This window comes from Pseudomonas sp. TE3911 (assembly GCF_054062775.1).
On sequence record NZ_JBSSFP010000001.1, the window covers coordinates 1634962 to 1657906 of the forward strand.

Below are 22945 nucleotides of genomic sequence, written 5' to 3' on the forward strand. Positions count from 1 at the left end.
CGACAATGACTGCCATACATAACGACATTGGAGTTGTAAGTCATGGCTGTCGCTCATTCCCTGGGATTTCCGCGCATTGGACGCGATCGTGAACTGAAAAAAGCGCAGGAAGCGTTCTGGAAGGGTGAGCTCGACGAGGACGGCCTGCGCGCCGTTGGCCGTGACCTGCGCAAGACCCATTGGGCGTTGCAGAAACAGGCCGGTATTGAGTTGCTGCCCGCTGGCGATTTCGCCTGGTACGACCAGGTGCTGACTCACTCGCTGATGTTCGGCGTGATCCCTGAGCGCTTTCGCCCGGCGGATGGCAAGGCCACCCTGCAAACCCTGTTCGGTATGGCGCGGGGTGTCAGCGACAACTGCTGCGGCGGTGCCCACGCCCAGGAAATGACCAAGTGGTTCGATACCAACTACCACTACTTGGTGCCTGAATTCAGCGTCGACCAGCACTTCCATCTGGGCTGGGATCAACTCTTCGAAGAAGTGCAGGAAGCTCTCGAGCTGGGCCACACCGTCAAGCCGGTGGTGATTGGCCCGTTGACGTACCTGTGGCTGGGCAAGGCCAAGGGCGGCGACTTCGACAAGCTTGATCTGCTGGAGCGCCTGCTTCCGTTGTATGGCCAAATCTTCCAACGCCTGGCGGACCTGGGCGTGGAATGGGTACAGATCGACGAGCCGATCCTGGTGCTCGACCTGCCACAAGAGTGGAAAAACGCTTTCGAACGCGCCTATAACCTGATCCAGCGCGACCCATTGAAAAAGCTAGTGGCGACCTACTTCGGTGGTCTGGAAGAGAACCTCGGCCTGGCCGCGAACCTGCCAGTGGATGGCCTGCACATCGACCTGATACGGGCGCCGGAGCAGTACCCGACCATCCTCGACCGGCTGCCGGCGTACAAGGTGCTGTCCCTGGGGGTAGTGAACGGACGCAACGTCTGGCGCTGCGACCTGGAAAACGCCCTGGCGACCTTGCAGCATGCTCATGAAAAACTCGGTGATCGCCTTTGGGTGGCGCCGTCCTGCTCGCTGCTGCACAGCCCGGTGGACCTGGGCCGTGAAGACAAGCTGGATGCCGAGTTGAAAAGCTGGCTGGCCTTCGCTGTGCAGAAGTGCGCCGAAGTAGCGGTGCTGGCCCAGGCGGTCAACCAACCTGAAGCGCCCAACGTGCTTGCTGCTCTGACGCACAGCCGCACGGTGCAGGCCGCACGCGCCGCTTCGCCAAGAATCCACAAACCGGCCGTCCAGGCACGTGTTGCCGCTATTACTGACAAGGACAGCCAGCGCCACTCGCTGTTTGCCCAGCGTATCGAGCAACAGCGCGCTGGCCTCAAACTGCCGTTGTTCCCGACCACCACCATCGGTTCGTTCCCGCAAACAGCCTCGATTCGCCTGGCGCGCCAGTCATACAAGGCCGGCAAGTTGAGCGAGGCCGAATACGTCGAAGCGATGCACAGCGAAATCAGGCACGCCGTCGAAGTGCAGGAAAACCTCGGCCTGGATGTGCTGGTGCATGGTGAAGCTGAACGTAACGACATGGTCGAGTACTTCGCCGAGCAACTGGATGGCTACGTGTTCACGCGCTTCGGCTGGGTCCAGAGCTACGGTTCGCGTTGCGTGAAACCAGCCGTAATTTTCGGCGACCTGAGCCGTCCGAAGGCGATGACCGTGGAGTGGATCCGCTATGCCCAAGGCCTGACCCACAAGGTCATGAAAGGCATGCTGACCGGTCCGGTGACCATGCTGATGTGGTCGTTCCCCCGCGAAGACGTGAGCCGTGAAGTGCAGGCCCGCCAACTGGCCCTGGCGATTCGTGATGAAGTGGTGGATTTGGAAACCGCTGGCATCAAGATCGTGCAGATCGACGAAGCCGCGTTTCGCGAAGGCCTGCCGTTGCGCCAGGCACAGTGGCAGCACTACCTGGATTGGGCCACCGAAGTGTTCCGCCTGTGTGCCTCTGGCGTGCGTGACGACACCCAGATCCATACCCACATGTGCTACAGCGAGTTCAACGATGTGATCGAGTCCATCGCAGCGATGGATGCCGATGTGATCACCATCGAAACCTCACGTTCGGACATGGAGTTGCTGAACGCGTTTGAAGCCTTCGCCTACCCGAATGACATCGGCCCGGGAGTCTACGACATCCACTCGCCACGGGTGCCCGATGCATCGGAAATGGCTAACCTGCTGCGCAAGGCTGCCAAGCGGATCCCGGCCGAGCGGTTGTGGGTGAACCCGGATTGCGGTTTGAAGACGCGTGGCTGGCCGGAGACTGAGGCGGCGCTGATTCATATGGTCACTGCGGCGCGTCAACTGCGAGCGGAATTGGCGTAACGCGGTTAAAAATGTGGGGCGAGGTTTGCTTTCGATGGCGGTTTGTTGGTGTGCGTATCCGTTTCTGCGGTAACGGCGGGTATTGGTTCCGCCCTTACGGCGGGTCACTTTGGAAAAGAGCCCCAAAGTAACCAAAGGGCTCTTGCCCCAACACTCGGCACCTCGCCTAGGCTCGGTGTGCCCTCACTCCGGCTTGAATCCGTGGGCCGCCGCGATGGGCCATCCATGGCCCAGCGCGGCTAACCCGGCGTCCTGCCGGGTTACCCACGGATTCAAGCCTGCGTTCGGCCAGCGTGTTTGACGGGGCGCCTGAGATCAAGATCAAAAGCGCAGATCAAAAGAACGCTGACTTCGTCAGCGAAAAGGATGTAAGGGCCAGAGCAAAAGCAGAGCAAAAGCAGATCTAAAGCAGAGCAAAAGCAGATCTAAAGAAGAACAAAAGCAGAGCAAAAGCAGAGCAAAAGCAGAACAGCAGGCTAGGACCTATCTGGCTGATCTATGGAGATCAAACTGTGGGAGGGGGCTTGCTCCCGATGGCAGTGGGTCAGTCACAGCTGCATCAACTGACACACCCTCATCGGGAGCAAGCCCCCTCCCACAGTTGGACGGAGTTCGGCTTAAGAATCCGGTCGCCGTAAGGGCGAAACCGTAAGCCGCCGTTATCGCAGCAACGGATATGTACTCAGCCAGCATCCTGACTCGGAGACATCGTAGTCAGGGCCTGTAGCATCGCCACACTGCCCCTCCCACAATTAAATCTACGCTCATAGGTATTTGAGCCACGCCAGATCCCTTCGACGCGCCTTCAGCCCGGCAAACCAGCGCACTGGCACGTAAAGCACCAGCGGCAGCAACAGGGCCGCCAGCCATACGGCACCGATGCTATCGAACCCGAAGTAGTTGCCATGGTTGAGGCCGAACGCCGCCACACACGCTACATACAGCACTTTCAGCACGTACAGGTGCAGCAGGTAAAAGAACATCGGCGCTGCACCAAACACGGCCAATACTCCGATCCAACGTTTATGCCCCGCGCGCTCAAACGCCAACAGCAACAACAGTCCAATCCCCAACGTCAACGCCAGGAACAACAACGAAGGCGGGTATTTGGTCACGTTGAAAAAGCTCATCACCGTTTGCACGCCGGTCTCGTACGTCTGCCAAGGCTTCTCGCCGTAGCCGTTGACCGCACGCAACATCACAAACCCCATCAACGAACCCGCACCGGCCAGCAACAGATGGCGCTGGCGCGCTGCAGGCACGGTGGCATTGGCGAACCACGGACCGATGCTGTAGCCCAGTGCAATCACACCGATCCACGGCAACACCGGATAGGTAGTGCGCAAGCGCAGGTCGGCGGACACGTCGATCCAACTGCGTTCATGCAGGATTGCCCACAGATTCTGCAGCGCCGAACCTGGAGCAAAGTGCACGCCATCCAGCAGGTTGTGCCCGCCGATGATCACCAGCGCCACGATGATCAGCAGCGGGCGCGGCAGCCACACGAGGGCGGCGAGGGCGATCATGCTGATGCCAATCGCCCAGATTACTTGCATGTAGATCACGCTCGGTGGGAGCTGGAAGGTCCAGGCAAAGTTGACCAGGGTGAATTCCAGCACCACCAGGAACAACCCGCGCTTGAACAGGAACGCCGACACATCGCGGCGGCCCTGGTATTTCTGGCCGTACAAAAACGCGGATAACCCCGTGAGCAAGACAAACACCGGCGCACACAGGTGGGCGAGGGTGCGGCTGATAAACAGCGCAGGTTCGGTGTTGTCGATGCTCATCGGGTCGCCGACCTGACGGTGCAGAAGGAAGGTTTCGCGAACGTGGTCGAGCAGCATGAACAGGATCACCAGGCCGCGCAGGGCGTCGATGGAGAGCAGGCGTTGACGGAGGGGAACAGCATCGGTCATGGGTGTGGTCGCAGGGCTGGGTGGAAAGTGGATGTTATCCTATAACATTAAATTGCACATTGCTGAGGTCCGTCACCCAGACTAGAATGCGATCAATTCTTAATTACTCCGTGGCCTTGATGCCGGTGACTCGCATGTCGTCCCCCCTCAACCTGCCTATTCAGGCGCTGTACTGCGAACACCACGGATGGTTGTACCGCTGGCTCGACCGCAAACTGGGCAATGCCAGTGATGCGGCCGACCTGGCTCACGACACCTTCGTGCGGTTGCTGAGTCGCCAGAGCTGCGCCGGTTTTGGCAGCGAGCCACGGGCGTTGCTCACTCATATTGCCAAGGGCCTGATGATCGACAGTTGGCGTCGTCAGGAGGTCGAACGCGCCTACCTGGAAACCATCGCCCACTTGCCCGAGCAGCAAGTGCCATCGCCGGAAACCCGCTGGCTGATTCTCGAAGCGCTGTACCGTATCGAAGCCATGCTGCGAGACTTGCCCGAGAAAACCCGCCAGGCGTTCCTGATGTCGCAGCTCGATGGCCTGACGTACCAGCAGATTGCCGATGAGTTGAAGGTGTCGCTGGTGTCGGTCAAACGCTATATGCGCGATGCTTTCCTCGCCTGCCTGAGCGTGGCATGAACCCGTCGATTGACCCGCTGATCCTGGGCGAAGCCGCCGACTGGATGGTGCAGTTGCAGTCCGGCAGCGCGACCGACGAAGACCACCGCGCCATCGCCCAATGGCAAGGCCGCAGCGCCCAGCACGCGCAGGCCTGGCAGCGTGCGCAGGCGATTCTGGGGGACTTCAACAGCGTGCCGAGTGCGATTGCCGGCGACACCCTCAAGCGTATCGGCCGCAAAAAATCCCTTGGCCGGCGCCAGGCATTGGGGTTGTTGCTGCTGGCAGGTCCGGCGACGTGGCTGGCCTTGCAGCAAAAGCCCTGGCAGTCGTGGGCGGCCGACCAGCACACCGCCATCGGCGAGCAACGCAATTTGACCTTGCCTGACGGTACGCGCCTGCTGATCAACACCGCCAGCTCGTTGAATATCGGCTTCACCGATCAGGTACGGCGCATCGAACTGCTGCAAGGCGAAGTGATGATCACCACCGCCAAGGACCCTGCGCCAAGCCATCGTCCGTTTATCGTACAAACCCGCCACGGCACCGCCCGTGCGCTGGGCACGCACTTCAGCGTGCGTGTCGGTGAGCACAGCAGCCGCGTGGCCGTGATCGAAGGAGCGGTGGAGATGCTGCCTACCCACGCCGAGCGTGGGTTGATCCTCAAGGCCGGTGAGCAGAGCGCATTTGGCAACGACAGCGTGGCGGCGGTTGGGCCGCTGGATGTCAGCGCCATGACCTGGGAGAACGGCATGCTGCTGGCCCAGCATATGCGCCTGGCGGATTTGCTCGACGAACTGGGGCGCTACCGTGCCGGCGTGTTGCGTTGCCACCCCGGTGTGGCGGGGTTGACCGTTTCCGGCGCATTCCCCCTGCGTGATACGGATGCCAGCCTGCGCCTGTTGCAGGAAACCCTGCCGGTGACCGTCAGCCGCTTGACCGGCTACTGGGTCACCGTCGAGCCGCGTTGAAATTTCTTTCAGATTCGCTGATACCTTTTTCGTTGTCGTCCGGTGTAAGGGGGAACCCTCAACGTTGCACCGCGCCGACAGGAACGCCCATGAACGCCAGACTGCACCTTTTTTGCCCCCGTCCCCTCAAGGCGCTGAGCCTGGCTGTTGCGCTTGCCACTTTCGCACCGCTGCACAGCGCCATGGCAGCAGAGACAGTCGCGGGCGCCGCGCGCAGCTATGCCCTCGCGCCGGGGCCCTTGGGCAATGTGTTGGCGCAGTTCGCGGCGTTATCCGGTGTGCCGCTGTCGTTTGATTCCGCGCTGCTCAATGACCAACAGAGTCCGGGCCTGCAAGGCAGCTACACTGCGCAATCGGGTTTCATGCAACTGCTCCAGGGCAGCGGCTACACCGTGCAAAGCACCGGCAGCGGCGGCTACACCGTGGTGCCCGAGGCCACTGGCGACGTGCTGCAACTGGGCGCCACCACCATCAGCGCCGAAACGAGTGGGGCAGAGGTGGACACCTATGGCGGTGGCCAGGTAGCGCGTTCGGCGCGCCTGGGGGTGTTGGGCAATCGCTCGATCAATGACGTGCCGTTCAGCGTGGTCAGCTACACCTCCAAAACCATCGCCGACCAACAGGCGCGCACCGTGGGCGACGTGTTGCTCAACGACGCGTCGGTGCGCCAGTCCTCCGGGTTCGGTAACTTCTCCCAAGTGTTTACCATCCGCGGCCTGCCACTGAACACCGATGACATTGCTTTCAACGGCCTCTATGGCGTGCTGCCCCGGCAGATCGTCACCACCGAGGCCCTGGAGCGTGTGGAGTTGTTCAAAGGCCCCAACGCCTTCGTCAACGGCGTATCGCCGGCGGGCAGCGGGATTGGCGGCAGCGTCAACCTGGTGCCCAAGCGCGCCCAAGACACCGCGACCCGCAGCATCAGCCTCGACACCACCACCGACGGCCAGGCCGGTGGGCACCTCGACCTGGGCCAGCGCTTTGGCGAAGACAACCGTTTCGGTGCGCGGGTCAACCTGGCCAAACACGGCGGTGACACGGCCATCGAGGATGAATTCAAAAGCTCACAACTGATCGCCATCGCCCTGGATTACCGTAGCGAGCGCCTGCGCATGTCCACCGATTTCGGCTACCAGAAAGAGCGTATCAACAGCGGCCGCTCGGTGGTCTACCCCACAGGTACCCAAGTGCCGAAGGCGCCATCGGCGAAAACACAACTACGCCCAGGACTGGAGCTGGTCGGAGTTGGAAGACACCTACGGCATGTTCAATGCCGAGTACGACCTCAATGACAACTGGACGGCTTACGTGGGCGGCGGCGCCAAGCACACGCGGGAGAATGGTCAGTATTCGTCGTTGTATGTGGGCAACAACGGTGCTGGGCAAGTGGGCTTTTTGTATTCGCCCCATGATGAGGACAACAAGAGTGCCATGGCCGGTTTGAACGGGCATTTCAGCACTGGGCCGGTGACCCATCAGATGAACGTCGGTCTGTCGGGAGTCTGGGGCGAACAGCGTTCGGCGTTTGAAGCGATCCTGCGGGGCAATCGCAAGCCCGGCGATCTGTACAACCCGACCCAGATAGCGCGCCCGACCGTCACCTATTTCGGCAGCGATGTGCACGACCCACGCATCGTTGGCAAAAACCGCATCAGGAGTGCTGCGGTGTCCGACACCTTGGGCTTTATCGACGATCGCGTATTGCTGACGTTGGGCGTGCGCCGCCAGACCATCGAAGTGGACGCCTGGAACACCACCACCGGCGTGCGCAGTGCCAACTATGCCGAGTCGATCACCACGCCGGTTTATGGCCTGGTGGTCAAGCCTTGGGAGCATGTGGCGTTCTACGCCAACCGTATCGAAGGCTTGGCCCAAGGTCCGACGGCGCCGCTGACCAACGTCACCAATCCCGGCGAAGTCTTTGCGCCCAACCGCAGCAAACAGACTGAAGCCGGGGTCAAGTTCGATTGGGACAGCTATGGCGCTACCCTCGGTGTCTACCGCATCGAACAGCCGAACAGTGCGACCAACACCAACGCCAATGGCACCAATACCTTCAGCGTCGACGGTGAGCAGATCAACAAAGGTGTGGAACTCAACGTCTTCGGCGAACCCCTCGACGGCCTGCGCGTGCTGGCCGGTGCGACCTGGATGAACACCGAGTTGAAGCGCACCGCCAACGGCCTCACCGACGGCAACCGCGCCGCCGGTGTGCCGCGGTTTCAGTTCAACGTGGGCGCCGATTGGGACATTCCTGGCATCCAGGGCGCTGCGGTTAACGCACGGCTGCTGCGCACCGGCGGCGAGTACGTCAACGCTGACAACACACTCAGCATTCCGGCCTGGACCCGTGTTGACCTCGGTGCGCGTTATGGCTTCAAGGCCGACGACAAGTTCATCACCTTGCGCGCCAACGTCGAGAATGTCGCGAACAAGGCGTACTGGGCGTCGGCGTCGACCGCCAATAACTACCTGACCCAGGGCGAGCCACGGACGGTGAAGCTATCGGCAACGGTGGACTTCTAAAGGGTAAACACGGTCCACTGTCGAACGTGTTTGGGGGGGCGCCAGACGCCTGACGCCCACCCAATACCGATCTATAAAGGACGTGTAGGCACCCACCGGCAGCCCTACACGGGCGAGGTCGATATTCAGGCGTTTTAAGCAGTATTCCCGCCAGGAATGCCCCCATAAAAACCCTGCATTGTCTTTATCCGCGCACATCTCGTAGCGTGAGGGCTCATTCAAGGAGATTGCCCATGAGCCAGAGCCCGTTGCGCCTTTACGTTGATTCGCTGTTCACCAGCCCCTACGCGATGTCGGTGTTCGTCACCCTGCGGGAGAAGGGCCTGGCCTTCGAACTGGTTACCCTGGACCTGGATGCCGCGCAAAACCAGACCGCCGATTTCGCCCGGCTGTCTGTGACCCAACGGGTGCCAACCCTGGTGGAAGGTGACTTTGCGTTGTCGGAATCTTCGGCGATCACCGAGTATCTGGAAGAGGCCTACCCCGAGACAGCGGTGTACCCCGCCGATCCAAAGCAGCGGGCGAGGGCGCGGCAGGTACAGGCGTGGTTGCGCAGTGATTTGCTGCCAATTCGTCAGGAGCGTTCCACGCTGGTGGTGTTCTACGGCCAGCAGATGCCGCCGTTGTTACCCGTGGCCGAAGCGGCCGCCAAGCGGTTGATCACTGGGGCGCAGGCGTTGTTGGCGGGTAACCCGACGAACCTGTTCGGTGAGTGGTCGATTGCTGATGTGGATCTGGCGATCATGCTCAACCGCCTGATCCTCAACGGCGACCGCGTACCGGCTGAGTTGGTGGCGTATGCCCAGCGTCAGTGGCAGCGGCCGTCGGTGCAGGAATGGGTCAATCAGCAACGTCCTGCGCTGTAGCGTTTGCGGTGATGTGTTCCACACGCCGATCCAGGTCTTCCCAATCGGCCATGCCCAGCACCCGCGTAGTGTTCAAGCCGCGCAGGTAACCGCGCAGTTGTTGGGCGCTGGCACAGACTTGGTCGGCGTCGGCGTTGATGTCCTGCAGCACGGTTTCATAGTCGACCAGGTAATCGGCGACCCGCTCGCGAAATTCCGGCAAGACGGCTTCACGGATGCGGTCGAAGGTTTTCTGGTGGGGCTTCATGGCGGCTCCTTATCGGTTTTATCGCAACACTATCGCTTCAGATAATAGTCACCATCACGCAACGCAAGTTCTGTTTTCGCACGGAAAGCGCAAAATCCCTTCATCGAGACGCTGTTCAAGGAAATGCGCGATGAGGACGATTATTCAGCTTGGTCTAATGATTCTGATGCTGGGTACGGTGGCAGTGAGCAACGCGGTCATCGCCGGCGAACTGCGTACAGGCCATTTGCTACCCATCGCCGGTAGCGTAAACTCCCTGCAGCACACGCAGTCAGTCGGTGTGTTGTTGAGCGACAATACTCGCGACAACCTCAGCTATCTGGAACGCTACCACGATATGGCCTTGAATGGCGCCAAGGATGCCCTCGACGGGCGTATCCGCCAGGCGTTCGTCAACAGCTCCGACCCGGAGTTGGCCATTGATTGGTTGATGAGTTCGCTGCAGGGCGCCTTTTTGTCGGTGACCGTCTACGACAACCTGGATGCCTTGGTGCAGGCTCATCCCGATGTAGTGGTGATGCTCGATACCCATAATCAACTGCTCACCCAGCGTAACGATCAGGTCGAGGCGCGCTTTATTGCGCGGTTCTATGACGCCGACCTGCAATACATCGCCAAGGCCGAAGGCTCGGTGCACAAACAGGTGCCGTCGGTGTGGGTCCGTGACAAGGACGCGCCGGAAATTGCCGCGCAGATCGAGCAGCAGCGAGATGTGCAGTTGGATGCTTTGAAGCAGTTTGATGCGTCGCTCAAGGCGCTGGTACGTGCCGGTTGATGTGAACGTTTATATTCAATATCAGGATTTTTTCATGCGCTCTTTTTTTGTACCGGCTACGGCTCTTTTGATGGCCGGCTGTGTCTCTGCCCCAAACACTCCAACCTTGACCCTGCAAACCAGCAAAGGCCCTGACGCCTATTTCCAATGCGTCTTGCCCAAGCTGGAAAAACACGGGATTACGTCGACCGTGACCCAGAACTCGCGCCACGCCCGCGCGGTGTTGACCAGTAAGATTGCGGCCGACGATGTGCTGGAAGCCTACAAGGCTGGAGAGGGCGCCAAGGTGTTCCTGTATGAGCGCAAGCCGCTGGCGTCGGCGTTAACGCCGTCGCGACTGGAGTTGGCGGCGCAGGAATGTAAGTAGCACACACATCCAATGTGGGAGGAGGCTTGCTGTGGTGAGCAGGCTTGCCCTGCGCTGGGCTGCGAAGCCGCCCCTCCCCACAGGTTGATGTGTACTCGACCTAGGCTTTGGCTTCGTTGCTGAAACTGTTGACGGTCTTGACCAGCCCTTGAGCCGCCAACGCCACCAATTCACCGCCTTTCTCCACCGTCGCCAGCGCCGGGTCCGAGCCCATGCGTCCATCGGGGAAGCGTGCACGGAAGTCCAGGGCTTCGCGGATCGGACCGGTGTTGGCGATCTGCGGCGAATAGTCGGCCGACTTGATCGAGTCCGGATACGCCCACTGCGTCACCGCGATCTCTGACGGCGTGGCATGACTGCCGTGGCCTACCGGGAATTGGCGGTGGGCCAGGTCACTGACGCCTTCCAGGTCCCACCAGTTCACCAGCTTCAGGGCGAAGCCGGCGGGTCGACGGGCAAAACTGGCTTCGGCGTACAGCTCGGAAAACGCCGCCTCGATGGTTGCGATATTCCCGCCATGGCCGTTGAGGAACAGGATCTTGTCGAAACCATGCCCGGCCAGCGAACGCACCCAATCGCCAATCGCGGCGATAAAGGTGGAAGGGCGCAAGGAAATGGTGCCGGGGAAACCCAGGTGATGCTGGGCCATACCGATATTGAAGGTCGGCCCGATCAGGATGTCGGCGTTTTTTTGCGCCTCAACGGCGATGATTTCCGGACACATCCAGTCTGTGCCCAGCAGACCGGTCGGGCCGTGCTGCTCGTTGGAGCCGATGGGGATCACCACCGTGCGACTGCGCTCCAGAAACTGCCCGATCTCGATCCAGGTCGATTGGTGTAGAAGCATTGAACGCTCTCTTTTATCTGTGGGGACAGGCTAACCGCCACGGATTGTACGACTACTTGCCACCTGTTGGAGTTTGCAATTGAGGTACGTCGAGGACTTCAACCAGCGCTGGTCGGGGTACCACGAAAACATAAACTGCCCGTCCTTGAGTTTATCCACCACCTGGCGCGCCACCTGCGGGCGCACCGCCGGGCAACCCTGGCTGCGGCCGATACGGCCTTCGCGCTTGCTCCACAGCGGGCTTACGTAGTCGGCGGCGTGAATCACGATGGCGCGATCACGGGCCTGGTCATTGAACCCCGGCTCCAAGCCATCCATGCGCAGCGAGTAACCGTGGGTGCCCAGGTAACTTTCCTGGGTGCGGAACAGGCCCAGGCTGGATTGATGGCTACCTTCGGTATTGGAGAACTGGGTGGCGAAGTTCTCCCCGGACTTGGCGCCGTGGGCTACCAGGTCGCGCAGCACCAGGGTTTTCTTGCGCAGGTCGAAGATCCACAGCCGACGGGCGGTCGACGGCTGAGAATAGTCAATCACGGCCAGGCGCTCGGAGCGTTCCTCGCCATTGCTGACCGCGCACTGCATCGCGCTCAGGGCACTTTTCAGCACAGTGGGATTGAGTTCTGGAGCCGAGCGCGCCAGGCTGCTATACAAGGAAGGAGGGTTGCCATTGGCGGCGAGCGCAGAATTGCTCAATACAGCCAAACTCAAGGCGATTCCCAGGCGATACATAAAAGTCAGCATCTACAGTACATCTCCCCCACTGTGGATTGGAGCCAAGCCATTGTTCAAAAAACACGCATGTTACTTGAGCATTTGCCTGCTCGTTGCACCATTGGTCGCCACAGCGGATGCGCTGCCGGTGGAACCGCTGCCGGTCACGACCCCCGCGCCGGTGGACCTGGCTCCGTTGCAACAAGCCCTGGCGCAGTTGCCCAGTGTTTGCCCAGGCCTGGCGCCGCAGATCGACGCGCCAGCCCTTGCGCGCCTGCAAGCGTTCTATCAGCAGCAAGGCGATGCACCGTTATGGTCGGACGAGACGCGCCGCCAAGCACTCCAAACGCAATTGCTGATGCTCGCCGACGATGGCCTGGATCCCACCCACTATAGTCTGCCCGCGCCGCACGCCACGCAAAACGTACTGTGCAGCGATATCGACAGCAGCCAACACTACCTGCAAGCCCTCCAGGACTTGCACTTCGGCCGGCTGCAGCAATCGCGCTTCGAACCGCTGTGGCATTCCCAGCCTCCCACCCGCGATCCCAACACCGACGTGCTGGCCTTTGCCGCCATCGGCTTGAATGACATGGCGCAAGCGTTCGACCAGGCACGCCCCAGCGCAGATTTGTACCGCAGCCTGCGCAATGCCTATTCCACGGTGCGCCAGCAGCCATTGCCCCATTGGGAGGCGGTTGGCAGCGGCCCGTTGTTGCGTCCCGGCATGGAAGACCCACGCGTTCCGGAACTGGCGCGGCGGCTCTACAGCGGTGGTTATCTGCCCAGCGAACCGAAGGGCGTCGGCAAGCAATACCGTCCTGAGTTAGTCACGGCGGTGAAGGCTTTCCAGGTCAGCCACTCCTTGCAATCGGACGGTGTGATCGGCGCCGGCACCGTGGCCGAACTCAACATCAGCCCGGCCATGCGCCGCGAGCAACTGCGCATCAACCTTGAACGCTTCCGCTGGCTGGCCCAGGACCTGGAGCCCGAAGGCGTGCTGGTCAACGTCGCCGCCGCGCAATTGAGCGTGTACCAGAGCGGCATCCCGGTGTGGCAAACCCGCCTGCAAGTGGGCCGCGCCGAACGCCAGACGCCGCTGCTCAAATCCCGCATTACCCGGCTGACGCTCAACCCCACCTGGACGATCCCGCCGACCATCATGCGTGAGGATAAACTCCCGGCCATCCGCCTGAACCCTGAATACCTGCGCCAGCAAAACCTGCAAGTGCTCGACGCCGAAGGCCACCCGCTGGCGCCCGAGCAGATCGACTGGGCGCGCCCCGGCAATATCCTGCTGCGCCAGGAAGCTGGGCCGCGCAACCCGTTGGGCAAGATCGTGATGCGCTTTCCCAACCCGTACTCGGTGTACCTGCACGACACCCCGAGCCAGCCGCTGTTCACCAAAGGCCCTCGCGCATTCAGCTCCGGTTGCGTGCGGGTGGAACAACCGTTGTTGCTGCGCGATCTGCTGGTCAGCCCGGCCGAACGCGCGCGCACCGATGAACTGCTGGCCACTGGCGTGACCCATGAATTCAGGCTGTCCACACCGGTGCCGGTGTTGCTCGGTTACTGGACGGTTGAAGTCGACCGCCAGGGTGGGTTGGTCTACGCGCCGGATATTTACGCGCGGGACCTGGTGTTGATGAAGGCGATGGGCAGCGTGCTCTAGTCCCCGGTCAGTGCTCTTTCTGTGGTGAGCGGGCTTGTCCCGCGCTGGGCTGCGCAGCAGCCTCAAAACCTGCCACAACCCCAGCGTTTTGTGCCGTTTCAGGGGACCAGGTGCGATCAAACAGTGGCGCCAGCGCCACCTGATGACTGATGCCAATCACTGTGCATTCAGGCAATTGCTCACGCACCAGCACCAATAGGGCATGCGCACTGGCCTCGTCGAGCTGATTGGTCGCTTCATCCAGGTACAACGTATCCGGCGCATACAGCAGCGCGCGCGCCAGACCGATGCGCTGTTGTTCACCGCCCGACAGTTCCCGCGCCCATTCACGTTGTTCGTCCAGGCGCTTTACCAACCCCGGCAACCCCACCTGTAGCAGCACGGCAACCAAGCGCACGCCACTCGGCACTTCAACCGCAGGGTAAGCCAGCAACTGACGCAGCGGCATGCTCGGCAGATAAGGCTTCTGCGGCAGCAAAAGGCTGCGCCCTGGCGGCAATTGCCAGCCGCCCCGGCAATACGGCCAGATGCCCTGCAAGGTGCGCAGCAACGTGGATTTGCCGATACCACTGCGGCCGGCAATCAATAGCCACTCCCCCTGAGCCACTTGTACTGACACATCGCCCAGCAGCAGGCCCGCGTCAGGGCGCAGTACATCCAGGCCGCTGACGCACAGGCAGTCGCCAATCACCGGTGCCTGGGCCTGGCAGCGGCTGGCGGCGATGGCGTGTTCAAACTGCCCCAGCCGTTCCACCGCCGAACTCCAGCGCATCAACTTCGGGTACAGCTTGATAAACCAACTGAGGGAGCCTTGCACCGCGCCAAACGCGCTGCGGATCTGCATCAATCCGCCTAACGTGATGGTCTTGGCCAGAAACGCGGGCAGGGCGGCAAACACCGGAATGATCAGGCTGACCCGTTCATAGCTGACGGTAAACAGGCTGAGGTTACGCTCGCGGCCCATCAGTTGCCGCCAGTTGTGCGCAATCGCCTGGAAACGCTCAGCCAGGTGCGCGCGCTCCACCGCCTCGCCCCGGTACAGGGCGATCTGTTCGGCGTGTTCACGCTTGCGCAGCAGGCTGGCACGAAAGTCAGCTTCATAGTGCTGGCGGTCCACGTTCAGGCGGTGCAGCGGACGGCCGACCCAGTGGGTGATCAAGCTGCCGGCCAGGGTGTAGAGCACCACAATCCACACCAGGTAGCCCGACAGTGTGATGCTGTATTCGCCGACGCTGAACGTCTGCACCCCCGACAGTTGCCAGAGAATGCTCATGAAAGCACCGACCTGGGCCATGTTGATGATGAACGATGCCACCAACTCCACACTCAGGTCGGCAACGATATCCACGTCCTCGCTGATGCGCTGGTCGGGGTTGTCCGGCTCGCCGTTCAGGCCCAGGCGGTAGAAGGCCTGGTCAGCGAGCCAGGCATGGGTGAACTGCTCGGTCATGGCCTGGCGCCAACGCAGCACCAAGGCTTTGCGCACCCAGTCCAGGGCGACGACGATCAGCACATAGGCGCCGAGGTAAATCACGTAGCGGCCCATCAGCGCGTACAGCGCAGGCGTGTCGAATGCGCCGAGGGTGTCGTAGAAGCTTTTGCTCCAGGCGTTGATCAAGACATTGATCTGTACGATCAACAGGCCCATGCCGATGATGCTGACCAGCATCAGCCAGCCCAGCCACTGCGAGCCCTGGCGCCAGAACGGCGCGGCCAGGCGGTAGAACGTACGCAGGCTCTTCAAGGGGCATCCACCTTTGGCAGGACGCGCAGCAGCACTTGGTTATTCGCCGGGAACAACTGGCTGGCCAAGGGTTTGAGCAATTCCAGTCGCAGGCCGTCCGGCAAACGGGTCTGGCGGCTCAGGTAGCGCGGGTCTTGCCATTGGCGTTCGCTGAGCAACAGGCGGCGCCATTGGGTGGTGGGATCGAGCAAGCGCTTTCGCTCCTGACGGCGCAGTTCCATGCGTTCGTCAGCGACCCATTTCGCATCCACCGAACGGCCTAACTGCGCCAGAGTCTGCTGGGCCAGCGCCCACAGCTCGTCGGCGCGTTGGGGGTCGCAGGTGAAGCTCAACTGGCTTTCGATGCGCTGGGTGTCGGGGTTCAGTTCGCTGTCGAAGCGCAGGCGGTAGACGCCGGACGCCTCGCCACGCAGGCGTTGCTTGAGCTGCTGGTTGGCCAGTTCACGCAGGGCTGCGACACGGGCCGCCGCTTCGGGCGTCCATGGCTGTTCGCTGAAGCTGTTGGCTTCGAGTACCACGCGAGGTTCCAGGGCTACGGCGATGTCGGCGCGGCGTTGACCGGGTTTTTGCAGGGCAGGGCGGCCGGGTTGGGCAACGCCGCGCGGGATATTGGCCAGTTGCTCGACCACGGCTTTTGCCAGGTGCGCCGGATCCATGTCCGCCATCAGGTAGTAGGTGACCGGGGCCTGCTTGAGCTGCTGCCAGTCCTCGTTCAGGGTGCTTGATTGCAATGCCTCCAAGGCGTGTTGATCCGGGGCTTGCCAGGTGTCGACGCCGTAGCGCAGTTCACGTCGGGCGGCGGCGATGGCGTCCGGTCGGGTGCTCACGCGGGTCAGCAGATCATCGCGGGCAGCGCTGAACAGTTCGTCATCGATCGGCGCGCCCACCTGGCTCTGGCGATAGCTTTGCAGCAGTGTGGTCAGGGCGACAATCGAGGCGTTTGAGCGGGCGCTTAATTGCAGGCGCGTAGCACTTTGTTCAAGGCTCAAGGTTGCCTTGTGCTGTTTACGCCACGCCTCCAATCCTGGCGCGCCACTCTGGTTGCCCAGTTGCGCCGCCATTTGCAGGCGCCAGGCGGGTACGTCGCGGCGCTCGTAACCGGCGGACGATTCGGCTTGCAGTCGCCATTGGCCGTCTTCGGCATTGCGGCGCAGCCAGACCAGGCGATCACCGTTGCTCAGTTGCCAGTGCTCGACCTGTTCAGCGGTAAAGCTGCGTTTGCCCAGCACCGAACCGGGTGCACCAGCCGATGGCAGTGTGAAGGTGGCAGCAGGCGGTGCCACCGGCGGGGCCGACTGCGGCGCTGCCAGTGATGAGTGGGCAATGGACGCGCGCAACTGTTGCACATCGTCCACCGTCGGCAGGCGCACCACACGGTTGCCCGGCGCGGTGAATTGCAGCACTTGGTCGGGGCTGTTCAGCCAACGGTTCAGGCGGGCATTGAGGGCTGCGAGGTCGATGGTGTCCAGCGCGTTAAGCGTGCGCTGGGCGATCTGATGCGGCGCGACGACGGGGCGGTTCTGCACGGCGGCATCGTTGAGCGAGGTCACCCATTGCTCGAAGGTGCGCGACTCATCCTTGGCCAGCATGGCGTCTGCCAATAAGCGGATTTTGCTCCGTTCCCGGTCCAGATCCTGCGCAGTCAACCCGTGTTGGCGCACACGCTCCAACTCGGTCAGCAGCTGCTTCAGGGCATCGTCATGATGAGCACCGTCAACACCGGCCGCGACGCCCAGTACGCTGGAATACTCGCCGATCAAGGTCTTCTGTGCGGTAAGGCTGCGCACGCCGGTTGGCAGGGGTTGGCGGCGTAACTGGGCCAACAGCGCCGACAGGGCCATGCGGTCGACCAAACGCTCGCGGCTGGCCTCGGCCGTGATGCCACGGCTGTCCGGTTCGTGCAGGCGAAACAGCAGGGACACTTGGTTGCTGCCGGTTTGCGGGTCTTGCAGGCGGAAGATTTTGAGCTGGTTATCGAGAGGCAGTTCGCGGTGTTCACGTTCCGGTAGTGCCTTGGCGAGGGGGGTGCCAAAGGCCTGCTGGATCTGCTGCGTCAACTGCTGTGGCTCGAAGTCGCCGACCACCGACAACACCATGTTATTGGGTACGTACCAACGCTGTTGAAAGCGCTGCAAGGCACCGAGCGACGCTTCGCGGATCGCCGTTTCATTGCCGATGGTGCGATGTTGCGGGTAACGCGAACCCACTCGTTGAGTGGCCGCGCGTTGGTCATTCATGCGTTGGGCCACGCCAAGGCCGCCGCGCCATTCTTCGATGACGATGGGGCGTTCGCGCTCAAGGTCTGCGGCGTTGTAATCACCCGCGAACACCAGTTGCGCAAGCTTTTCCAAGGCTATCGGTGTTTGCGTGGTACCGGCCATGGGGCTGAGCAGGTACTGGGTGCGGTCATAGCTGGTCATGGCGTTGTAGTTGCGGCCCTGCACCCAACCCAACGCGGTCATCTGCGCACGCAGGTCGCTGGCTTGGCCCGCACGGCTGCGGAAGGTCAGGTGTTCGAGCATATGGGCCACGCCCACCTGGTCGTCGTCTTCATCCACCGAGCCGGCGCGCACGGTCAGGCGCAGGTCCAGGCGACCGGTTTGGGTGCTGTCCTGCACCAAGCGGTATTCCAAGCCATTGGCCAGTTGGCCGCGCACCACCTGGGGCGCCCACGGCAGCGGTTCTTGGGTGACGGGCGATGCGCAGGCGCACAGCAGCAGTGGGCCGAGCAGGCCTGCAAGTAACTTATTCATCAAGGGTTCCAGGCTAATCAGGTGGCTGGTTAGAAGCGGTAGCCGACTTCGAGCCAATATTGGCGGCCGACTTCATAGGTGACGGTCGAGCTGCCACTGCCGACGATCTCGTTGACGTGGTCGGTGACGTTGGTGATGTCCACCGCGGCGAACAGCGCCTGCTCCTTGCCTGTGGGGATTTCCCAACTGATGCGCATGTCCCACGTGGGGGCGGCCTTGACAGTCGCGGCGTCGTACACCGCCAGGTCATCGCCGTCGACGGTCACGGTTTTGCTGGTACTGACGATCTGTTCGTAGGGACCGCGATAGCGCAGGAAGTTACTGATGGTGAGGTTCCACTGCGGGATCTCGGTGATGGTGGTCAGGCGGGCTGTCCAGGGGCGATTGAAGTCGCTGGCAGGCAGGTCGCTATAGGCCATGCGCTTGCCGTCGTAGATCACGTCAGCATCGGCGAATTCATCGGCGTCGATACCTGACTCGTAAGTGCCGTAGGCGTCTTTGGTGCGTGACCAGTCAAAGGCTGCTTGCACGCTGGTGCGGGTGCCTTGCCAATTGAATTCCCCTTTGGGGGTGATGGTCAGGCTGATGTTATCGCTCTCGCTGGAAGCTTGGTTGGTGTAGGTGTAGTAGATGCTGTCATAGCCGGCTTGTGCTCCAAGGCCCAGCACGCGAGAGGAGGCCTTGACGATTTTGTCCTTGCCTTCGCGGTGCACGTACTTGAGGCGAAAGTCGGTGTCGAGCCAAACCTGATCAAGCCCCAGGGTCCATTCGTCATCGTAGGGCACCTTGAGGTCGGTCAGCTTGTTCAGGTTTTCCACTTGAGTGGAACGCCACGCGCCGTCTTGGGTGGTGCGGGTGTAGAGCGTGTTAAAACCCTGGCGACCGTCGGCCAGGCGGTATTTGAACAGGTTGCGGCCGTAGTAGCGGTTGACGCCGAATACCAGCACGGTACTGCGGTCACCGAAGAAGTCGTAGTCACCGGCAAAACGTGGGGCCAGGTTCTGTTGTTGCATGTAGTCGTCGCCTTCCAGGCGTAACCCCGGACGCAGGCCGAGCTTGCCGATCTGCATCGCGTCTTCGACGAACACTGCGTATTTGTTTTCCGTCAGGTCGATCTTGCCGGCGCCGTACTCCAGGCGCGTACCGGCCCACTGGCGGGTGGACCCGTTGAGCAGCGTACCGATGGAACACAGGTTGTCGTTGTTGGCGCAGGTGGCAATGCTGTCGCGCTTGTTGATGGTGGCGGAGGTGGCCATTTTTTCCCGCTCCCAGGTCGCTTGGGTGCGGGTCAGTTGCAGACCGGTGACCACTTTGTGTTCGGTGCCCGCCCAGTTGAAGGCCTGCCAGTCAGCCTTGAGTTTGTAGTCGATGCTGCTCTGGGTCTGGTCCAGGTTGCCATAGGCACCCTCGCCACTACGGGAGTTGGTAGTTTCCGGGCGACCCCAGTCTTTGGTCGTGGAGTAGAACCAGGCGATCGCGTCATTGGATTCGGAGCGGCGCGAGCTGTTGAGGTCGCTGACCGCCAGCGTGTGCGACCAGCGCGCCGTGTCGCCTTCCCATACGGCTTTGACCGAGCCCTGCCAGCCGCCGTTGATGTTGGTGAAATCAGCGTTGCGGTAGTTTTCGCGGAAATAGGTGTTTTCCTGGGGCGCCTGGATAAATGAACCGTCGAGGCTGAGCCTGTCGTTGACGTTCCAGTAGGACTTGACCATGTAGTTGTCGAGTTGACGCGTCTGGTCCCGAGTGTTCTCGCCGGTGGGGCTGTTGTAGCCCCCGGTGTAGGTGTTCAACGGAATGACCGAGCGCTTTTGCGAGAAGCTCAGGATGCCGCCGAAGTCTTCGGTCAGGTGGCCTTCGAGTCTGCCGCGCAGCGTCGTCTTCTCGAACTCGGGCTGGTATTGCTCGTTGGATGCGTTGTCGAAGTTAGCTTGGTCTTTCTCGGTGATGTGGTAACTCGTCCACGCCGACCGGCTCATGGAATAGGAGAGTTTACCGTGCAGCGCCTGCGTGGGCCGACGGGTGATAGCGTCGACTACACCACCGTTGAATCCCCCATATTCGGCGGGCACGTTGCTGTCGTAGACCGTCACTTCCTGCAGCAGGTCGGCGTCCAGGGCGATGCCGTGGGAGCGACTCGGTGCTGCATCGAACTGACGGGTTTCGCCGTAGCCGTGGGCGCCGGGGTCGAGGTCGTTGTTGATCGAGATACCGTCGATCATGAAGTTGTTCTGGTAGAACTTGGCACCGTTGATGCTGATGTCCGCCGGGTCGATTTCTCCGGGGGTCTTGGAACTCTGCTGCGCACCGCTGAACTGCACGCTGGGGTGCATTTGCAGCAGCGTGGTGATGTCGCCATTGGCGCCGGGGAAGGCCTGGATCGCCTTTTGATCAATAACGGTGGCGCCCTGGAACGAGTTTTCCTGGGTGAAACCCAGCACCACCGTGCTGTCCAGCATTAAGGGTTCACCGGCAGCGGCATTGGGCAGGCGATGGAATACCAGCGCGCCATCCTGATAGCCCCAGCCGATGCCGGTCCCTTGCAACAGGTAAGCGAGGGCAGCGTCGTTGCTCATGTCGCCATTCACACCGGGGGAACTCACGCCCTTGAGCAGCTGCGGGTCAACGCTCACTTGCTTGCCGCTCTGTAGGCCGAAGGCGATCAAGGCGCCGGCCAGCGGCTGCGGCGGGATGTTGAACACGTGGCCCGAGGCGGGCGCATCGGGTTGCGCCAGGGCCAGCGGCAGCGGGCCAAATGCGCAGCAAAGCCCGAGCACGCTGGCGGCAGCACCTTTTTTCAGGCGCAGCGGCCACGTGCCCGGCGTACCGAACGGGTGAAGGGTGTGTGTCATGCAAAGATCCCCGCGCCGGCACAAAAAACCGGCCAGTCAATGAATACGAATAAATCTCAATTGCTGCGCGCGGGACAGAAGACGGGACAGCGCGGGGGATTTTCAGAAAAAAGCTGAATTATTTTTAAATGCCGGGAAATTACTTGCTCAACACCAGCAGCCACGGGCTGTAGGCGCTGACTTTTGCGCCGTAGGGTTGCAGCACGGCCTGCAGCGCCGCCTTGGGTTTGCGCAGGTCGTAAACCCCCGTGACCCGCTGCGCACCCAGTTGCTTATCGCGCAGCACAATGATGGCGGGTGTATAGCGGCGCAGTTGTTCCAGTACCTCGTTGATCGGCAGGTCATCGGCAATCAACTGGCCCTGACGCCAGGAAGCAGCCTGGCTGGGGGAAAAACTGCCGAGTTCGGCGCGCCCGGCGCGCAAGGTGAGGCGTTGCCCCGGCACGAGGCTGGCGAGGGTGCGGCGGGCTTGCGCATCGGTGACATTGACCGAGCCTTGTTGCACGGCGACGCTCGGATCATCCGGCGTGGCATTGACGTTGAACGCGGTGCCGGTCACGGTCACGCGCAATGTCGTGGTCAATACATGAAAGGGTTTGCTCTTGTCCGGCGTCACCTTGAAAAACGCCTGGCCGGTCAGCAATCGCACATCGCGGTGATTGTCGGCGATGTCGACGGCAATCGCCGAATGGCTGTCGAGTTGCACCACGCTGCCGTCACTGAGGGTGATGTCGCGGGTTTCCCCAGCGCCGGTGCGGTAATCGGCTTGCCAGCGCAGCAGCAGGCTCGGCGCCAACGCCACCACCAGACACGCCGCGATGGCAGCGGCGACCCAGCGTCGAACCCGGCGCGGGCGGGCGGTGTAACGCTGCAGTGGCGCTGCGGGCTGTGGCCAATGTTCTGCGCTGACCGGCGCTACATGCCCAGTCAACTGCCATACGCGTTCAGCCTTGCGATAGGCCTTGGCATTGGCCTCGCTGGCTGCGCACCAATCGGCCACTTGCCCACGCAGGCCCGCATCCAGCGGGGCCTGTTGCACGCGCATCAGCCAGTCCAGGGCCTGGTCGCGGCGGGTGTTGGCGCTATCCTCGGTGGGCATGAATGGCGTATCTCCGCAGGCAAAAAACGGCGGGCAGGATCCCATGGATTCGCCCTTCACCGCAAAAGACGCATCAGCAGAGTTTTTTTTCAGAAAAGTGTCGGTGCGCTCAGTCATCGTCCACCTCCAGGCAGTCCATGCAGTGGCGCAGCGCGTCGTGAACCAGTTGATGCACCAATGCAGTCGACACCCCCAAAGCGGCGGCTACCTGTTGCAACGTGAACCCGCCCAGCCGATGCATTTCAAAAGCGCGGCGGGTGCGCTCGGGCAATTGGGCCAAGGCGCGGGAGATGGCTTCCAGTTCATTCTGGCTGCTCACTTCACGCTCAGGGGAGGCGCTGCTGGAGGGCAAGTCGTTGAGCAATTCGTCGCCACCGGGCTGCACCCGCTCGGTGGCGGTGCGGCGCGTCAGGTCCAGGGCAAGGTTGCGTACGATGCGGTACAGATAGCTGGCCGGGTGGCGGATATCGGCCTGCTCATCCTGGCCGCTGAAACGCAACCAGGCTTCCTGCACCACGTCCTCGGCGCGCGCGCGGCAGCCCACGATGGGCGTGGCATAGTCCAGCAGCGCGGCCCGGTGGGTCAGGTAAAGCTGGAGTTTTTCATCCGCCAAGAGAGTCAGCTGCCTGCGCGCGACTGTGCCGCGTGGCACAGACT

General features: G+C 61.7%; 16 protein-coding genes and 1 pseudogene. 8 read left to right on the top strand and 9 right to left on the bottom strand.

Translation table 11 applies throughout. From position 1 onward, the window contains the following. The first annotated feature begins 42 nt into the window (after positions 1 to 42). Positions 43 to 2331, top strand: coding sequence for a 5-methyltetrahydropteroyltriglutamate--homocysteine S-methyltransferase (gene metE, locus ACVWXD_RS07580; RefSeq protein ID WP_457370822.1), 2289 nt, complete (start codon positions 43 to 45; stop codon positions 2329 to 2331). Between the two features lie 764 nt (positions 2332 to 3095). On the opposite strand, the gene ACVWXD_RS07585 is transcribed toward metE, so the two are convergent. Continuing rightward, positions 3096 to 4250, bottom strand: coding sequence for a DUF1624 domain-containing protein (locus ACVWXD_RS07585; RefSeq protein ID WP_457370823.1), 1155 nt, complete (start codon positions 4248 to 4250; stop codon positions 3096 to 3098). Between the two features lie 134 nt (positions 4251 to 4384). Here ACVWXD_RS07585 and ACVWXD_RS07590 point away from each other — a divergent pair, with 134 nt between their 5' ends. The 4 genes and pseudogenes from ACVWXD_RS07590 (at position 4385) to yfcF (ending at position 9224) form a co-directional block, all read left to right on the top strand. After that, positions 4385 to 4882: a sigma-70 family RNA polymerase sigma factor gene (locus ACVWXD_RS07590; RefSeq protein ID WP_095184486.1), complete on the top strand. Its 498-nt coding sequence runs from the start codon at positions 4385 to 4387 to the stop codon at positions 4880 to 4882. Continuing rightward, positions 4879 to 5832, top strand: coding sequence for a FecR domain-containing protein (locus ACVWXD_RS07595; RefSeq protein WP_260368058.1), 954 nt, complete (start codon positions 4879 to 4881; stop codon positions 5830 to 5832). The genes ACVWXD_RS07590 and ACVWXD_RS07595 overlap by 4 nt, the downstream gene beginning before the upstream one ends. 89 nt (positions 5833 to 5921) lie before the next feature. Beyond that, positions 5922 to 8358 (top strand): annotated as a pseudogene (locus ACVWXD_RS07600) (TonB-dependent siderophore receptor). Between the two features lie 233 nt (positions 8359 to 8591). After that, positions 8592 to 9224 carry a glutathione transferase gene (yfcF, locus tag ACVWXD_RS07605; protein WP_260368060.1) on the top strand — a complete coding sequence of 211 codons (633 nt, stop codon included), beginning with the start codon at positions 8592 to 8594 and terminating at the stop codon, positions 9222 to 9224. Here yfcF and ACVWXD_RS07610 read toward each other — a convergent pair. Next, complete coding sequence (locus ACVWXD_RS07610; protein WP_032889487.1) at positions 9199 to 9471, bottom strand: hypothetical protein; 273 nt, start codon at positions 9469 to 9471, stop codon at positions 9199 to 9201. The two genes, yfcF and ACVWXD_RS07610, sit on opposite strands and share 26 nt — an antisense overlap. 130 nt (positions 9472 to 9601) lie before the next feature. Here ACVWXD_RS07610 and ACVWXD_RS07615 point away from each other — a divergent pair, with 130 nt between their 5' ends. Further along, a complete protein-coding gene (locus ACVWXD_RS07615) occupies positions 9602 to 10246 on the top strand; it encodes an ATPase (protein WP_260368061.1) in 645 nt (214 codons plus the stop codon). A 34-nt stretch (positions 10247 to 10280) separates the two neighbouring features. After that, positions 10281 to 10613 (top strand): hypothetical protein, encoded by a 333-nt coding sequence (locus ACVWXD_RS07620; RefSeq protein WP_095185009.1) that lies wholly within the window; start codon positions 10281 to 10283, stop codon positions 10611 to 10613. Positions 10614 to 10713: 100 nt separating this feature from the next. Here ACVWXD_RS07620 and ACVWXD_RS07625 read toward each other — a convergent pair whose 3' ends face one another. Further along, positions 10714 to 11460 (bottom strand): creatininase family protein, encoded by a 747-nt coding sequence (locus ACVWXD_RS07625; protein ID WP_099602230.1) that lies wholly within the window; start codon positions 11458 to 11460, stop codon positions 10714 to 10716. A gap of 30 nt (positions 11461 to 11490) precedes the next feature. Continuing rightward, complete coding sequence (locus ACVWXD_RS07630; protein ID WP_260368062.1) at positions 11491 to 12201, bottom strand: murein L,D-transpeptidase catalytic domain family protein; 711 nt, start codon at positions 12199 to 12201, stop codon at positions 11491 to 11493. A 40-nt stretch (positions 12202 to 12241) separates the two neighbouring features. Between ACVWXD_RS07630 and ACVWXD_RS07635 the strand changes: the two genes are divergently transcribed. Then, positions 12242 to 13843, top strand: a complete 1602-nt coding sequence (locus tag ACVWXD_RS07635; protein ID WP_099602232.1) for a L,D-transpeptidase family protein — start codon at positions 12242 to 12244, stop codon at positions 13841 to 13843. Positions 13844 to 13850: 7 nt separating this feature from the next. On the opposite strand, the gene ACVWXD_RS07640 is transcribed toward ACVWXD_RS07635, so the two are convergent. The 5 genes from ACVWXD_RS07640 to ACVWXD_RS07660 all read right to left on the bottom strand — a co-directional run bounded on the left by ACVWXD_RS07640 (position 13851) and on the right by ACVWXD_RS07660 (position 22901). Next, a complete protein-coding gene (locus tag ACVWXD_RS07640) occupies positions 13851 to 15587 on the bottom strand; it encodes an ABC transporter ATP-binding protein/permease (protein WP_457370824.1) in 1737 nt (578 codons plus the stop codon). Next, entirely contained in the window at positions 15584 to 18340 is a 2757-nt protein-coding gene (locus ACVWXD_RS07645) for an insulinase family protein (RefSeq protein ID WP_457370825.1), read from the bottom strand. The genes ACVWXD_RS07640 and ACVWXD_RS07645 overlap by 4 nt, the downstream gene beginning before the upstream one ends. Positions 18341 to 18369: 29 nt before the next feature. Continuing rightward, the gene (locus ACVWXD_RS07650) at positions 18370 to 21189 is read right to left on the bottom strand and encodes a TonB-dependent receptor plug domain-containing protein (RefSeq protein WP_457370826.1); all 2820 of its coding nucleotides are present in this window, start codon (positions 21187 to 21189) and stop codon (positions 18370 to 18372) included. Between the two features lie 139 nt (positions 21190 to 21328). Further along, positions 21329 to 22288, bottom strand: a complete 960-nt coding sequence (locus ACVWXD_RS07655; protein ID WP_457370827.1) for a FecR family protein — start codon at positions 22286 to 22288, stop codon at positions 21329 to 21331. A 109-nt stretch (positions 22289 to 22397) separates the two neighbouring features. Further along, positions 22398 to 22901, bottom strand: a complete 504-nt coding sequence (locus tag ACVWXD_RS07660; RefSeq protein WP_032889474.1) for a sigma-70 family RNA polymerase sigma factor — start codon at positions 22899 to 22901, stop codon at positions 22398 to 22400. Positions 22902 to 22945: the final 44 nt, after the last annotated feature.

What these genes read in the sequence shown, in the direction of transcription:
- ACVWXD_RS07655 (WP_457370827.1), bottom strand. Translation starts at nt 22,288, where the DNA reads ATGCCCACCGAGGATAGCGCCAACACCCGCCGCGACCAGGCCCTGGAC.
- yfcF (WP_260368060.1), top strand. Translation starts at nt 8,592, where the DNA reads ATGAGCCAGAGCCCGTTGCGCCTTTACGTTGATTCGCTGTTCACCAGC.
- ACVWXD_RS07620 (WP_095185009.1), top strand. Translation starts at nt 10,281, where the DNA reads ATGCGCTCTTTTTTTGTACCGGCTACGGCTCTTTTGATGGCCGGCTGT.
- ACVWXD_RS07585 (WP_457370823.1), bottom strand. Translation starts at nt 4,250, where the DNA reads ATGACCGATGCTGTTCCCCTCCGTCAACGCCTGCTCTCCATCGACGCC.
- ACVWXD_RS07590 (WP_095184486.1), top strand. Translation starts at nt 4,385, where the DNA reads ATGTCGTCCCCCCTCAACCTGCCTATTCAGGCGCTGTACTGCGAACAC.
- ACVWXD_RS07625 (WP_099602230.1), bottom strand. Translation starts at nt 11,460, where the DNA reads ATGCTTCTACACCAATCGACCTGGATCGAGATCGGGCAGTTTCTGGAG.
- ACVWXD_RS07610 (WP_032889487.1), bottom strand. Translation starts at nt 9,471, where the DNA reads ATGAAGCCCCACCAGAAAACCTTCGACCGCATCCGTGAAGCCGTCTTG.
- ACVWXD_RS07630 (WP_260368062.1), bottom strand. Translation starts at nt 12,201, where the DNA reads ATGCTGACTTTTATGTATCGCCTGGGAATCGCCTTGAGTTTGGCTGTA.
- ACVWXD_RS07615 (WP_260368061.1), top strand. Translation starts at nt 9,602, where the DNA reads ATGAGGACGATTATTCAGCTTGGTCTAATGATTCTGATGCTGGGTACG.
- ACVWXD_RS07645 (WP_457370825.1), bottom strand. Translation starts at nt 18,340, where the DNA reads ATGAATAAGTTACTTGCAGGCCTGCTCGGCCCACTGCTGCTGTGCGCC.
- metE (WP_457370822.1), top strand. Translation starts at nt 43, where the DNA reads ATGGCTGTCGCTCATTCCCTGGGATTTCCGCGCATTGGACGCGATCGT.
- ACVWXD_RS07650 (WP_457370826.1), bottom strand. Translation starts at nt 21,189, where the DNA reads ATGACACACACCCTTCACCCGTTCGGTACGCCGGGCACGTGGCCGCTG.
- ACVWXD_RS07595 (WP_260368058.1), top strand. Translation starts at nt 4,879, where the DNA reads ATGAACCCGTCGATTGACCCGCTGATCCTGGGCGAAGCCGCCGACTGG.